11 protein-coding genes are annotated in these 13,955 nt (G+C 40.6%); 8 read left to right on the top strand and 3 right to left on the bottom strand.

Annotation, left to right across the window (positions count from 1 at the left end):
- The first annotated feature begins 95 nt into the window (after positions 1 to 95).
- The gene (locus C6Y07_RS13895) at positions 96 to 1,052 is read left to right on the top strand and encodes an LCP family protein (RefSeq protein WP_106061815.1); all 957 of its coding nucleotides are present in this window, start codon (positions 96 to 98) and stop codon (positions 1,050 to 1,052) included.
- A gap of 68 nt (positions 1,053 to 1,120) precedes the next feature.
- Here the strand turns inward: C6Y07_RS13895 and C6Y07_RS13890 are convergent, their stop codons facing one another.
- Complete coding sequence (locus C6Y07_RS13890) at positions 1,121 to 1,483, bottom strand: YhjD family protein (protein WP_060595947.1); 363 nt, start codon at positions 1,481 to 1,483, stop codon at positions 1,121 to 1,123.
- A 156-nt stretch (positions 1,484 to 1,639) separates the two neighbouring features.
- Here C6Y07_RS13890 and C6Y07_RS13885 point away from each other — a divergent pair, with 156 nt between their 5' ends.
- Complete coding sequence (locus C6Y07_RS13885; RefSeq protein ID WP_034663493.1) at positions 1,640 to 2,257, top strand: TVP38/TMEM64 family protein; 618 nt, start codon at positions 1,640 to 1,642, stop codon at positions 2,255 to 2,257.
- Complete coding sequence (gene lepB, locus C6Y07_RS13880; RefSeq protein WP_034663490.1) at positions 2,257 to 2,769, top strand: signal peptidase I; 513 nt, start codon at positions 2,257 to 2,259, stop codon at positions 2,767 to 2,769. Before C6Y07_RS13885 ends, lepB begins: the two co-directional genes overlap by 1 nt.
- Before the next feature lie 34 nt (positions 2,770 to 2,803).
- On the opposite strand, the gene C6Y07_RS13875 is transcribed toward lepB, so the two are convergent.
- Complete coding sequence (locus C6Y07_RS13875) at positions 2,804 to 3,949, bottom strand: AbrB family transcriptional regulator (protein ID WP_060595948.1); 1,146 nt, start codon at positions 3,947 to 3,949, stop codon at positions 2,804 to 2,806.
- Between the two features lie 266 nt (positions 3,950 to 4,215).
- Between C6Y07_RS13875 and C6Y07_RS13870 the strand changes: the two genes are divergently transcribed.
- Genes C6Y07_RS13870 through C6Y07_RS13860 form a run of 3 tightly spaced genes read left to right on the top strand, consistent with a single transcriptional unit; the run spans position 4,216 to position 5,938 of the window.
- Positions 4,216 to 4,638 (top strand): BlaI/MecI/CopY family transcriptional regulator, encoded by a 423-nt coding sequence (locus C6Y07_RS13870; protein WP_024425495.1) that lies wholly within the window; start codon positions 4,216 to 4,218, stop codon positions 4,636 to 4,638.
- On the top strand, positions 4,631 to 5,470 hold the full coding sequence (locus tag C6Y07_RS13865) for a M56 family metallopeptidase (RefSeq protein WP_106041511.1): 840 nt from the start codon (positions 4,631 to 4,633) through the stop codon (positions 5,468 to 5,470). The genes C6Y07_RS13870 and C6Y07_RS13865 overlap by 8 nt, the downstream gene beginning before the upstream one ends.
- 57 nt (positions 5,471 to 5,527) lie before the next feature.
- Positions 5,528 to 5,938, top strand: coding sequence for a DoxX family protein (locus C6Y07_RS13860; protein WP_034663477.1), 411 nt, complete (start codon positions 5,528 to 5,530; stop codon positions 5,936 to 5,938).
- A gap of 196 nt (positions 5,939 to 6,134) precedes the next feature.
- Here C6Y07_RS13860 and C6Y07_RS13855 read toward each other — a convergent pair whose 3' ends face one another.
- Positions 6,135 to 6,581: a ferritin-like domain-containing protein gene (locus C6Y07_RS13855; RefSeq protein ID WP_106061814.1), complete on the bottom strand. Its 447-nt coding sequence runs from the start codon at positions 6,579 to 6,581 to the stop codon at positions 6,135 to 6,137.
- A 167-nt stretch (positions 6,582 to 6,748) separates the two neighbouring features.
- On the opposite strand from C6Y07_RS13855, the gene addB reads away from it, so the two are divergent.
- Together addB and addA are read left to right on the top strand one after the other, a co-directional pair.
- Entirely contained in the window at positions 6,749 to 10,258 is a 3,510-nt protein-coding gene (gene addB, locus C6Y07_RS13850; RefSeq protein WP_106031475.1) for a helicase-exonuclease AddAB subunit AddB, read from the top strand.
- Positions 10,236 to 13,940 carry a helicase-exonuclease AddAB subunit AddA gene (gene addA, locus C6Y07_RS13845; RefSeq protein ID WP_066031069.1) on the top strand — a complete coding sequence of 1,235 codons (3,705 nt, stop codon included), beginning with the start codon at positions 10,236 to 10,238 and terminating at the stop codon, positions 13,938 to 13,940. The genes addB and addA overlap by 23 nt, the downstream gene beginning before the upstream one ends.
- Positions 13,941 to 13,955 lie beyond the last annotated feature (15 nt).

Below are 13,955 nucleotides of genomic sequence, written 5' to 3'. Positions count from 1 at the left end.
TCATAAAAATATGTTGCGTGCAGGAAACTTTCATCAAAATATGTTATAGTGGAACCTACATTGATAGACTAAGATAGAGTGAGGGTTCGGAAAGGATGAAGGAAAAAACAAGATCAAAAAGAAGGCTGAGACCTTGGGTGAAAGCGGTGCTGTTTATCATGGCTTTTGTCATGGTGATGGCAGTGTCCGTGACAGGATATGCTTACTATAAAATTTCAAAAGCGTCGGATAAGGCGCAAGTGTCATTAGAAAGAGGAGACACCTCGCAAAAGCGTGTGAAAGCTTTTGATCCAGGAAAAGATAGCTTCTCGGTGCTGCTGCTTGGAATTGACAGCCGTCCAGGTGAAACGGTAGACGAAGCAAGAAGTGATGCGGTCTTACTGGCGGCGGTGAACCGAACAGAGAAAACCATCAAGCTCCTCAGTATTCCTCGTGATTCTTATGTTGATATACCTGGAAGAGGATATGATAAAATCGCCCACGCCCATGCGTTTGGGAGTGCAGATTTGTCAGTCAAAACGGTCGAAAACTTGCTGAACATTCCTGTAGATTATGTGATTTCAGGGAACTTTAAGGCGTTTCAAGACATTGTGGATGAGTTAAATGGAATTGACGTCACGATTGAAGATGAAGGTATCGCAAAACAAATGGAAAAGGATTCAAAGGGAAAAGTTCATGTGCAGACAGGCACCCATACATTAAATGGTGAAGAAGCATTAGCCTTTGTGAGAACGAGAAAGGCAGACAGTGACCTCATGCGCGGGAAGCGCCAAATGGAAGCACTTCAAGCCATCTTTGAAAAATCTAAATCTATTTCTTCGATCCCGTCATATGACAACATCATTGATACACTTGGTGATAATGTTTCAACCAATCTGTCCATGAAGCAGTTTATCGGTCTTTTCCCGTTAATGAGCTCATTGAAATCAGTGGATACCATTCAGCTGAAGGGCCATGATTATCAGCCTGGGAATGTGTATTACTTTGAGTTAGATGGCGCTGGATTAGACGAAGTGAGAACAGAGCTGAGAGAACAGCTTGAATTATCATAAATAAGTAGGAGCCTGCCGCTGTGGCAGGCTTTTTGCTTTGAATGGGTAAGCGCGACAATGAAGCAAATTCAGTTCGCTTGATGAAGAAAATACTGAGTCAGCAGTTCCTCTACCCGGTGGCGTATACGTGGATTAAAGTATTTATGCTTTTCTTCATAGCCATCTATGATAAATAGATAAGTTGTAAATCCTTCATCGTGTTCAATTTGCTGTACCTTCATTTTTTCTTTACGTAAATGCTGCTTCAGTTCATAAAGTGCTTTCTGTGCTTCCTTTAAGGCAGAGGTCACAAGCTGAATGTATGGTTCATTTAGTTTAAATGTTTGATGTTGTTTTAAGTGAGTCAAATCACGATTGAGGATGGAGATGACCATTGGAAGAAAGATGGCCTGTTCCATCATCTGAAGCTGTATTCTTGATAGTCTCGTCATGTCCAAGCCTGCTTTCTTTATTTATGGAACACCTGTTCTTATTTATTATATCGGATGAGTCAACCAATCTCAAGGGGGCAGGGGGGATTCATTTGTATATTTTTATGTTTTCCATGTAAAATGAAAAGTAGACAAACCTTGAAGGAGTCAAAGAAGTTGACATCATTTCTTTCCCTATTTACTCATGAAAATATCACATCATTTTTTGAAAGCTACAAGGCCTTTGGACCGATTGTGGCCATATTGCTACCCTTAATAGAAGCATTTCTTCCGTTTTTACCACTCGTTGCGTTTGCTGTAGCGAATGCAAATGCATTTGGCCTTTGGGAAGGCTTTTTATTGACCTGGATTGGCGCAAGTGCAGGGTCTATTCTTGTCTTTTTGCTGATCAGAAAATTTGGACAGATGAGAATGCTCAACTTTATCAGTAGGCATCCTTCCATTAAAAAATTGATGCTTTGGGTGGAGAAGCGAGGGTTTGGTCCGTTATTTATTTTACTTTGCTTTCCTTTCACGCCCTCTGCTGCTGTCAATGTTGTAGCGGGTTTATCAAGAATTAGCTTTTGGCAATTCTCATTAGCTGCTTTATCTGGCAAGTGTGTCATGCTTTTTATCATTAGTTTTATTGGCTATGATCTTTCTGCTTTAGTTAAGAATCCGTTAAGAAGTGTTTTTGCGGTTCTAGTTATCGCGTTATTATGGTATGTTGGAAAGAGAGTAGAAAATAGGTTGAACATTCGAATGAGCAAGCGTGAGGACAAAGGAGGCTCTTAATGAAAAAGAAGCCATTGCTATGGTTGATGATTATTACAGGCATCGTCTTATTGTTCCAAGTAAAGAATTTCATGTTTGTCACGTACAAAGTAGAAGGGGTTAGTATGGACCCAACTTTTACAGATGGAACAGAATTATTAATCAATAAGTTCTCGCCAAAACTCACGAAAATTAGCCGGTTTGATTATGTGTTATTTCACGGACCTAAAAATCAAATCTTGATCAAACGGGTCATTGGACTCCCAGGAGAAACGATCAAGTATGAAGATGATCAGTTATTTGTCGATGGTGAAAAAAAGAAGGAACCTTATTTAAAAGAGCAGAAAAAACATAAAATGGGGAACGTCCTGACAGGAGATTTTCAGCTGAAAGCCATCACAGGAGACGATAAAATCAAAAACAATCATTACTTTGTGGTTGGAGATAACCGAATACATAGCTTTGACAGCCGGCATTTTGGCACCATTTCAAAGGATCAAGTCGTCGGTGTCAAAAGGAATACCAGCGAATAAAAAAGGCGCTCTGCATATGCAAAGCGTCTCTTTTTTATTTTGCGGCTTTATAATCAGGCTGCCTTTTTGCCCAGACATGATGTAAGAACCGGAAAAACGGTGGCAGCATTGCAATGACGAGAATAATTCTGACGACTTGTACAGCCACAACAAAGGTAGAATCCTCGTGAAGTGTGACCGCTGTTGTTGCCATCTCTGCAATACCGCCAGGCGAAAAGGCAAGAATGGCTGTAATGACAGAAATGCCTGTAATCTCAGCAATGGCAATAGAGCTGAGGACAGTCGCAGCAATTAGCCCGGCTGAGCTGACGACAGCCACAATGAGAGTGTTTTTTAGTCCAACAAACATCTGTTTATTCATTTTTGATCCGATGGTTGCACCTAGAAATACTTGAGACGCAATGTTCGCTTGTGCCGGCCAATAAGGAATCAAATCATAACCTATGAGTGCGCCCGCACCAACTTGAAGAGCTGCGACGCCTAGCATGCTGCCGATCAGCCAAGGGGCAGGGAAATGAAGACGAACTGCCAGGCGTGACATGAGCCAGGCACCTAAAATAAGTGCAGCGGTCCAAGAGATGTTTGACAGGGTGAAAACGCCCGAAGAGAAGGCACTTCCTTGCGTAGCTACAACCGCATCCGCTTCGTTTTTTGTATTTAAATAAAACACTGTAAAAGGGATAGTGAGTACAACCATTAATACACGTATCGTTTGCACGAGACTCACAACAGCTGTATTTGCTCCCACCTCTTGGGCAATCCCCGGCATAGCGGATAAACCGCCGGGGGCAGTTCCGACAAAGCTTGTCAGCATATCTGTTTTGCTCAGCTTCCATAAGACAAAGCCTGAGAGCATCGCCAGTAGAATAGAAAAGACGAGCATGAAACTCACAGGGAGCCAATTTTCAGCGAAAATGTGAAGGACCTTCATATTCATTTTCTGTCCGAGTTCGATTCCGAGAATGAATTGACCAAGGAGCAGCCATCTGCTGTGAATACGTAAGGTGCTGGTTCCTTTACGCTGAAACAGGGTGGGGCGGCGCATGGCAATAAAAGCTGCTGTGATTAATGTACCAACCATCCAGCCAATAGACATTCCTGTTAAAGACAAAAGAAATCCACCTAAACCGCTTATCGCAATCAGAATGAGATCGGTTCGAAGGCTGTTTCCTTGTTTCATCACATGTAAACCTTCTTCCTATATGTTTGTTCAGTAAGTGAAATGTTGTTATCTTCACTATAATACAAAAGTCTCTATAAATAAAATACGATTTTTTTTACCATTTTCATAAGATTATCTTATCAATAAATGGTTAGCAAATTCTTATAAAGAAAGAAATAATTTTTACCAAAAGCAAAGTCAATATACAACGATTTTCCCCTATTTATCTTATCAGTTGACTATCATTTTCAATTACACTACAATGCTTAGTGTGGGGTGATAACATGAAAATTCCTTCTTTTAAATATAATGAAAAGGGATTGAATCGTTTTTTTGGTCCTTTAGAGGGAAGAATTATGGAGATCCTTTATCAAGGTGAGGATATGCCGATTAAAGAGGTGCAGCAGAAGCTGTCAGATGAAAAGCCGATTAATTTCAACACGGTGATGACTGTGCTGAACCGCTTAACCGAAAAAGGAATTGTGGAGAAGAAAACAAAAGGGCGCTCATCTATTTATAATCCCATTTTAACAAAAGAAGAATTTCTAAATGAGCAAACAAAATGGATTACGCAAGGATTGATGGACGATTTTGGTCCATTGGCAGTGAATCATATGGTGGATGCGATTGAAAGTGCTGATCCTGAATTACTCAAAGTTCTAGAAGCAAGGCTAGCATCTAAAAAAGAGGAGCAGCAAAATGAATAAAATGAAGTCGAGTCTGCTGTTTTTAGGCGGTATATTGATTGGTTTAGCCATTTTTTATCAGATGGGGTATTACGTGCTTTCAAGCTTTTTTGGCTGGAACCAAGCATATAACCTGATCCATGTATGCCAGTCCGTGCTCGAATTTTATGGATTCACTCCTTTAAAGTATTTTCTAGATGCCTTAGTCCTCTACACATTGGGATTTGCAATTTTCTATATGGCAAAGCAAATCAGCAAGTACATTCAATTCAAACGACATATGATGTTGGCAGTCGAACAACAGTCAACCGAATTTCTGTCAGAGAAATATCAAAACGATATCATTGTGTTTCACTGTCAAGAACCGCTTGCCTTTGCAATGGGGATGCTTCACCCAAAGGTTTATTTATCAACAGCCCTCATGGACATGCTGGATAAAGAGGAGATTGACGCTGTTGTTCATCATGAATTGCATCACAAATACAGCTATGATCCCTTAAAAGCTTTCATGTTCTCAATGCTCACAAAAGTCATTTGGTACATTCCAGTGTTAAAGCATATGAGACAAAGCTACTCTGTTTTTCGCGAAGTGATTGCAGATGACTATGCCATTCAGCAGACAGGTACTGAGCTTGGAGTAGGGCAGGCCCTTTTGAAACTGATTAAAAAGAAAACCCAGTTTCAAAAACAAACAAAGTTTGCGGTGTCCTTTGGAGATCGGGCATTGAATTTAAGAATACAAAAAATCTTAAATCCAACTTACAATATTCCTTTTAATGTACCAATTATTCCAATTGTCACATCAGCCATTCTGATGGTGGTCTTAATGATTATGCTCAACTTAAATTACTAATTTTTTTTACTTATTAACATTACATTATGTAGTGTAAAAACAGGAGGAATTCACTATATGAAAACGAATCAAGAAATAGGAACACTTTTTGTACGCGTTATTTTAGGTATTATTTTCTTTTTACATGGACTTCAGGCATATCAAGGAGGACTGGGAGGAACAGCAGCATTCTTTGGGCAAATCGGTTTACCCGAATTTATGGCCTATATTGTCAAGACAATTGAGCTAGTCGGGGGTATCGCTTTGATTTTAGGTCTAGGAACACGTATTTTCGCAGCATTATTTGTACCAATTATGGCTGTAGCGATTATTACTGTTGGTTTTTCTAAAGGATTTGTTGGCGGTTATGAATTTGAACTTTCGCTGCTCGTCATGGCGCTTTATTTAACACTTAGCGGCAGTAAGCTGCTGTCAATTGATGGGGTTCTCAAGCATCAGCAGCAAAGCAATGAAGCAAAATTTCATTAAAAGATCATGAAAAAACTCCTTCTGCATTTGTGGCAGAGGAGTTTTTTTAATGGTCAAATTCTCATTTTCTCGTTTGAAAATGAGGAAGGGATGTGAGACTTTGCTGCATTTAGCGCTAACTTTGACATATTGAAGGAACGAAAAATCGATTTCATTTTTTGACGGAACATACGATCTCCTATTAAAATAGGACTATCTAAGACACATGGTGCGTTAAAAGGTATAAAAACCATACAGCATGCTGCTGTTCATCTTGAGCGATACGTTTCATTAGCTCTTTTGTTCCTTGGTCACGGACATAGTCTGATACGCTTAAGTAAAAATCGACCGTTTTTTGTTCATCTTTAAAGGCAAACATAAGTCCTTCTCTGAATTGTTCTGGACAAGGTTCTGTTATGCTTGGTTTGTGGTTTCTACCTGTTAAAGAATAATATAGCTTTGAAAATAGTTGATAGTGTCTGACTTCATCCTGACGTATTTCTTGAATGACCTTTTTCGCCTCAGGGTTTTTTGCTTTTTGGGCAAGTTTTTCGTAGCATTGGATCGCAGAATATTCACCATTGAGCGCTTTCTCAAGGTCTGAAATGATCCTTGTGTTTTGACGCATGTCATATGGCGAGTAGTCATAGTAATCGTAATACATGATATTGCCAGCCTCCTTTTTGTTCATGATGGTTTATGATATGAAAAGAGTGAGGAAAGGTGCCTATGTTATTTCAATCAGATAGGAGAACGGGAACGTGATAGGAAAATAGCTATTTCCCTTTATTTTCGCTAGAATATGAGTACATAAGAAAGGTGTTGTGGAACGTGGAGATTCAGTTTTTAGCAGGCAGATCGGGGAGTGGAAAAACGACTGCAATCTTAAAGGAAATCAAAGAACAGCTTCGGCTTGATCCGTTGGGTCCGCCAATCATTTTTTTAGTCCCGGATCAAATGACATTTTTAATGGAATATGAGCTTGCAAAAACGTCTGAAGCTGGCGGAATGATCAGGGCCAAAGTATTTAGTTTCACACGTCTTGCTTGGTCTATTTTACAGCAGACTGGCGGAGCGAACCGGCAATTTGTGACAAGCACAGGAATTCAAATGCTTTTAAGAAAAGTGATTGAAGAGCAGAAAGAAAAGTTTAAAGTGTTCAAAAAAGCGAGTGATAAGCCGGGATTTGTGGAGCAAATTGAAAAGACGATGGCTGAATTCAAAAGGTATTGTATGTTGCCGGAGGATATTGAAAAAATTTCAATGTCGAGCATGTATTCAGAGTATACAGAAGAAAGACGGGCAGCCGAAAAATTGCATGATCTGCATGTTCTTTATCAGCAGATGGAGCAGCATTTACAAGATGAATATGTGCACTCAGAAGACTATTTGACACTTCTCACGCAGCAAATTCCTTCATCTGAAGAAATAAAAGGAGCACACATTTATATAGATGGTTTTTATCAATTTACACCGCAGCAACTTCTTGTCATTGAACAGCTCCTGCTGCATGCAGCAAAAATAACTGCTGCTTTCACAGTGGATCGCTCCTATCATGATAGGCAGCCAAATGAACTTGATTTATTTCGTATGACAGGGAAAACGTATTTCCAGCTCTATCAGCTTGCTAGAGAGTGCGGAGCTGACATTTCTGAAAACGTTTTGGAAAGAAATAAACGGCACATTTATACACCAGATCTTGCTTATTTAGAACACCAATATGAGCAGAGACCAGTGCAGCCATATCAGGAAAACACCCCTCATCTCACAGTGTCTAAAAGTGCAAATAAACGAGCTGAAATTGAGGGTGTAGCCAGAGATATACTTGATTTAGTGAGAGAAAAAGGACTTAGATTGAGAGATATCTCGATTGTTGCACGACATGTAGACGACTATAAAGATACATTAAAAGAGGTTTTTCGAGATTGCGATATTCCTTTTTTTATTGATGGAAATGAATCGATGCAGTATCATCCGCTCATTGAATTGATTCGTTCGAGCTTGGATGTCATAAAGGGAAACTGGCGGTATGAAGCGGTATTTCGCTGCGTGAAAACAGAGTTCTTATTTCCGCTTGAACTCGCTAAGAACAAAGCGAGAGAGCAGGCAGATCAGCTCGAAAACTATTGTATTGCTTATGGTGTAAAAGGAGAACGCTGGACAAACGGTTCCCGGTTTCATTACAGGCGCTTCCAATCATTAGATGAGGATTTTGGACAAACAGATCAAGAAATTGAAATGGAACAAATGCTAAATGACGTCAAAGAATGGATCGTGCCCCCGCTTTACCAGTTGCAGAAAAGGCTCAAAAAAGCGCAAAAGGTAAGAGACATGGTAGAGGCTGTCTATGTCTTTTTAGAAGAGATACAAGTACCAGATAAGCTTGAAAAAGCGAGGCTTGAGGCTGAAGAAGCAGGTAGATTAGCTGAAGCAATGCAGCACGGACAAGTATGGGATGCGGTTATTCAATTAATGGATGAATTTGTTGAAATGCTAGGTGAAGAAGAGCTCTCATTTCCTTTATTCCAACAAATGATGGATACAGGATTAGCTTCTCTAAAATTCGCTTTGATTCCGCCTTCACTCGACCAAGTATTTATTGGAAGTATGGATTTATCGAGAATGTATCAAGTGAAGTGTACGTTTATCGTTGGTGTAAATGATGGCGTTATTCCCGCACGCCCCTCTGATGAGAGTGTATTGTCTGAGGATGACCGTGAATGGTTAAAACGAGCAGGAGCAGAGCTGGCAGAGACAGGAAAGGAACGGCTGCTAGATGAGCAATTTTTAATTTACCAAGCGTTATCGAGTCCATCACGTCATTTGTATCTATCCTATTCGGCTGCTGATGCAGAAGGACGTTCTCTTTTGCCTTCGACACTTATCAAGTATTGCCAAGAGCTTATGCCAAATCACCAGCAGGCTCTTTATGTGTTAGATCCAGAACAACTGGATGACGAGGAGCAATTAAAATTTGTAGCGAATGAGCATGTTTCGTTATCGTATACCGTTTCACAGTTGCAGCAATGGCTCAATCAATATCCCATTAGTGGTGTATGGTGGAGTGTCTATAACTACTTAATGACATCTCCTCATCGGGATGTATCAAAAAACATCATGTCAAGTTTGTTTTTTACAAATCGAGCGAAGCCATTAAAGCCTAATGTCACAAAAGAGCTTTATGGTGATCATATTCAGGGCAGTGTTTCAAGAATGGAGAAATTCAATGCGTGTGCATTTTCTCACTTTGCTTCCCATGGGTTAAAACTAAAGGATCGACAATTTTACAAATTGGAAGCACCTGATATCGGCCAGTTGTTCCACTCGGCTTTAAAACATATTTCAGATACGCTTGTTGAACAAAAAAAGGATTGGAAAAACCTAACGAAGGAAGATTGTGTCACTTATTCAAAACATGCGATTGAACAGCTTGCTCCGCGTCTTCAAAAGGAAATTCTATTAAGCTCTAATCGGCATGCTTATATTAAAGAAAAGCTCCAGAAAATCTTGATTCGAGTCTCTTCTATATTAAGTGAACATGCCAAAGTGAGTGGATTTTCTCCAGTAGGGCTAGAGTTAGGTTTTGGGGGGCAAGGGCCATTGCCGCCGTTTACTTTTCAATTAAAGAATGGCTGCACGATGGAGCTTGTCGGAAGAATTGACCGGGTAGATAAAGCAGAAGGTTCAAAAGGGCTGCTCTTGAGAATAGTCGACTACAAATCCAGTGAGAAAGGTCTTGACTTAGCAGAAGTATACTATGGGCTGGCCTTGCAAATGCTCACTTACTTAGACCTGACCATTACGTATTCGAAAGAGTGGCTCGGGGTTGAAGCGACGCCTGCTGGCATTTTATATTTCCATATCCATGATCCGCTCATTCAAGCACCTATTCCGCTTGCGGAGGATGACATTGAGCAGGAAATATTCAAGAAATTTAAAATGAAGGGTTTATTGCTTGAAGATGTAGAAGCAGTAAAACTCATGGATCAAACGCTTGATTCAGGTAGATCACAAGTCATTCAAGCCGGCTTGAAAAAGGATGGGTCTTTCCGTTCTGACTCTGCAGTTTTAAGTGAAGATCATTTCCATATACTCACACAACACGTTCGGCGCACATTTGAAGAAGCAGGCGAAAGAATTACAAATGGAGAGGTCGCAATTAATCCATATAAATTGAAGGATCAAACACCTTGCCGCTTTTGTTCATTCAAGTCTATTTGCCAATTCGATGAATCAATAGAGGATAATGATTTTAGGGTGCTCACCTCTGAGAAAGATGATGTTGTGATAGACCGGATCAAAAAAGAAGGGGATCAGTATGCAAATACCAAAACCGAATAACAGTACGTGGACGGATGACCAATGGGAAGCCATCGTTTCAGAAGGACAAGATATCTTGGTTGCGGCGGCGGCAGGGTCAGGAAAAACAGCTGTTTTGGTTGAACGGCTGATTCGAAAAATGACCCGGCCTGAACATCCAGTTGATGTGGACCGTCTGCTCGTTGTGACTTTCACAAATGCATCTGCGGCAGAGATGAAGCATCGGATTACAGAAGCACTTGAAAAAGAATTAGCCAAAAACCCTGGGTCCCTTCATATGAGAAGGCAGCTGTCCCTCATGAATCGTGCCAATATTTCTACCTTGCACTCCTTTTGCTTGCAGGTTTTGCGCACCTTTTACTATGAAATTGATCTTGACCCAGGCTTTCGTTTGGCAGATCAAACAGAAGGAGAATTATTAGGAGATGAAGTGTTAGATGAACTGTTCGAGGATGAATATAAGGCTGGAAAGCCATCATTCTTTGAACTGGTTGATCGTTACACTTCTGACCGCCATGACTTAGATTTGCAATGGCTTGTGAAGAGAATTTATGAGTTTTCTAGGTCTCATCCTTTACCTGAGCAATGGATGAGGGCATTCCTTTCACTTTATGATGTAGATGCACAAACAAAAGTAGAAGAATTACCGTTTTATCCATATATCAAAGAAGATCTTTCTCTCGTTCTCCGGAGCTGCCAGGAGCTGCTTGAACGAGCTCTTTCGCTATCAAAAGAGCCGGACGGCCCAGCACCGAGAGCAGAGAATTTTATAGATGATTTAGAGCAAGTCAATGAATTAATCTGTCATCAAGATGATTTTGAGGAGCTTTACGAGCTTTTGCCGAACGTCAATTTTAAAAGGCTCAAAACGTGCAAAGGGGATGAATATGACCCTGTTTTGTTAGAAAAGGCCACAGATGCACGTAATCAAGCAAAAAAACAACTAGAAAAGCTAAAAGATGAATACTTTATGCGCAGTCCTGCCCAGCATTTAAAAAGCTTAGCTGAAATGAAGCCAGTTGTGGAGACGCTTGTAGATCTTGTGATCCAATTTGGTGAGCGTTTCGAGAGAGCGAAGCAGGAAAAGTCAATTGTCGACTTTTCGGATTTAGAGCACTATTGCTTACGCATTTTAGCGGAGCAGGATGCAGAAGGACATTTGATCGAAACAGAAGCTGCCAAGTACTATCAACAGCAGTTTGAAGAAGTGCTCGTTGATGAATACCAGGATACAAACCTCGTACAAGAAACGATTTTAAAGCTTGTGTCTAAAGGGGAACATTCTGCAGAGGGCAATCTGTTTATGGTTGGTGATGTAAAGCAGTCCATTTATCGTTTTAGACTGGCTGAGCCCATGCTCTTTTTAAACAAATATAAACACTTTCAACCAGACGGCAAAGAAACAGGGAAGAGAATTGATTTAAATAAAAACTTCCGAAGCCGTTCAGATGTTTTAGATAGTACGAACTTTTTGTTCAAGCAGCTGATGGGGGAAACAGTTGGAGAAATTGAATATGATGAACAAGCTGAATTAAAGCTTGGAGCGAGTTATCCAGAAAGCAAAGATACAACGACAGAAATGCTCCTTGTCCACTTAGATCAGCAGGAAGCAGAAACCGGCGAAGAGCGAGAAGAACTTGAGACCGTCCAATTTGAAGCGAGAATCATTGCTAAAAAAATAAGAGAATTGGTGGAGCAGCCATTTCAAGTGTACGATGCAAAACAGCAAATGACCCGTAACTTGCAGTATCGTGACATTGTCATTTTGCTTCGGTCTATGCCGTGGGCCCCGCAAATGATGGAAGAATTAAAGAAGCAGGGAATCCCAGTATATGCGAATCTTTCCTCTGGTTATTTTGAAGCAACAGAGGTGTCTGTCATTCTTTCTTTGTTAAAAGTCATCGATAATCCGTATCAGGATATTCCGCTTGCAGCTGTTTTAAGATCACCTATTGTTCATTTAGATGAAAATGAAATGGCACTTATTCGAACGAGTGATAAAAAAGGCACTTATTATGATGCTGTAAAGGCATTCATGAGTGTGACGCATTCTGATCACCCTACATGCAAAAAATTAGAGCGATTTTTCCAATTGCTGCGTAAGTGGCGTGATTTCTCCATCAATCATTCGGTGGCAGAATTAATTTGGGAAGTATACCGAGATACGCAGTATCTTGATTATGTTGGCGGGATGCCTGGAGGTAAGCAGCGGCAGGCGAATCTTCGTGCCCTTTATGATCGAGCCAAGCAATATGAAAAAGCTGCCTTTAGAGGGCTATTTCGATTCCTTCGTTTTATTGAAAGAATGCAGGAGCGTGGAGATGATCTTGGTGCGGCAAAAACGTTCAGTGAAACAGAGGACGTTGTGCGCATGATGACGATCCACAGCAGTAAAGGATTAGAATTTCCAGTCGTCTTTACTGCAGGACTCGGCAGGAACTTTAATATGATGGATTTAAACCAGTCCTACTTACTTGATAAAGAGCTAGGCTTTGGAAGCAAGTATATCCATCCAGAGCTGAGAATTAGTTATGCGACATTACCGCTTGTGGCGATGAAAAAAAAGATGAGAAAAGAGTTATTATCTGAAGAGCTGAGGGTCTTATATGTGGCGCTCACAAGGGCTAAGGAAAAATTATTTCTGGTCGGCTCTGTCAAAAATCAGGTGAAAGCATTAAGCAAATGGCAAAATGCCGCGACTGGAGAAGAGTGGCTGCTCCCTGATTTTGAACGTTATCAATCGAAAACATACTTAGATTTTATTGGCCCTGCCCTTATCCGTCATCAAGCGATGTCATCTGTTTTAGAAGAAACAGGCGATGTTGTTCTTTCGCATCCGTCTACATTCACTATCTCATTTACGCAAGCTTCTGATCTTCTAAAGGAAGATATGTCACTTGAAAAGAAGCAGCAAGACGAGGTAGTACAAGCATTGATGGATGGTCTGCCTGTTGAAGGATATGGTGATGCTGATGAGAAGGTGGCAGAGAGACTTTCATGGAAATATCCATATCTAGCGGCCTCGCAAGTCGGCACAAAGCAGTCTGTTTCCGAGATAAAAAGGATGAAAGAAATACAGGATGAGTACAGTGTTCCTTCTTCTATTCGAAAAGCTCGTGCAACATTGTATGACCGGCCGGCTTTCATGAAGAAAAAAACACTCACTGCCGCAGAACAAGGCACCGCAATGCATACAGTCATGCAGCATATCACGCTTCCTTCTGAGGAGCCCTATGATGAATCACGTATAAGGCACCTGCTCAAATCCTTACAGCAGCGAGACTTGCTAACAGATGAGCAAGTCCAGTCAATTGATCAAGAAGGAATTGCTGCTTTCTTCTCTACTTCAATTGGTCAAAAACTGCTGAAAGCGGACTGGGTAAAACGAGAGGTATCATTTAGTATGGTGTTACCTGTTAAAGAGGTATACAGTCATATTGATACTGAGGGAGAGCCTGTTCTGATTCAAGGAATGATTGACTGTTTATTTGAAACAGATGGAAAGCTATTTTTACTAGATTATAAAACGGATAGAGTGCAAGGCAGATATACAGGTGGACTTGACGCTGCTGAACCTATCTTGAAAAAGCGCTATGAAACCCAAATAGCGTTATATGCAAAAGCAGTAGAGCGTTTGACAAACAGAACATTAGAGGAGAAAATTCTCTATTTCTTCGATGGGAATTTAGAAATCTCTTTATAAATGTATCGGAATGAG

Origin of the sequence: Bacillus sp. LNXM12-1 (assembly GCF_003004375.1) — a bacterium.
Taxonomy (GTDB): Bacteria; Bacillota; Bacilli; order Bacillales; family Bacillaceae; genus Bacillus.
This window is presented reverse-complemented; position numbering and strand designations above follow the sequence as displayed.

Excerpts from the sequence above, each read along its gene's own strand:
- C6Y07_RS13895 (WP_106061815.1), top strand. The coding sequence starts at position 96 with ATGAAGGAAAAAACAAGATCAAAAAGAAGGCTGAGACCTTGGGTGAAA.
- C6Y07_RS13890 (WP_060595947.1), bottom strand. The coding sequence starts at position 1,483 with ATGACGAGACTATCAAGAATACAGCTTCAGATGATGGAACAGGCCATC.
- lepB (WP_034663490.1), top strand. The coding sequence starts at position 2,257 with ATGAAAAAGAAGCCATTGCTATGGTTGATGATTATTACAGGCATCGTC.
- C6Y07_RS13875 (WP_060595948.1), bottom strand. The coding sequence starts at position 3,949 with ATGAAACAAGGAAACAGCCTTCGAACCGATCTCATTCTGATTGCGATA.
- C6Y07_RS13870 (WP_024425495.1), top strand. The coding sequence starts at position 4,216 with ATGAAAATTCCTTCTTTTAAATATAATGAAAAGGGATTGAATCGTTTT.
- C6Y07_RS13865 (WP_106041511.1), top strand. The coding sequence starts at position 4,631 with ATGAATAAAATGAAGTCGAGTCTGCTGTTTTTAGGCGGTATATTGATT.
- C6Y07_RS13860 (WP_034663477.1), top strand. The coding sequence starts at position 5,528 with ATGAAAACGAATCAAGAAATAGGAACACTTTTTGTACGCGTTATTTTA.
- C6Y07_RS13855 (WP_106061814.1), bottom strand. The coding sequence starts at position 6,581 with ATGTATTACGATTACTATGACTACTCGCCATATGACATGCGTCAAAAC.
- addA (WP_066031069.1), top strand. The coding sequence starts at position 10,236 with ATGCAAATACCAAAACCGAATAACAGTACGTGGACGGATGACCAATGG.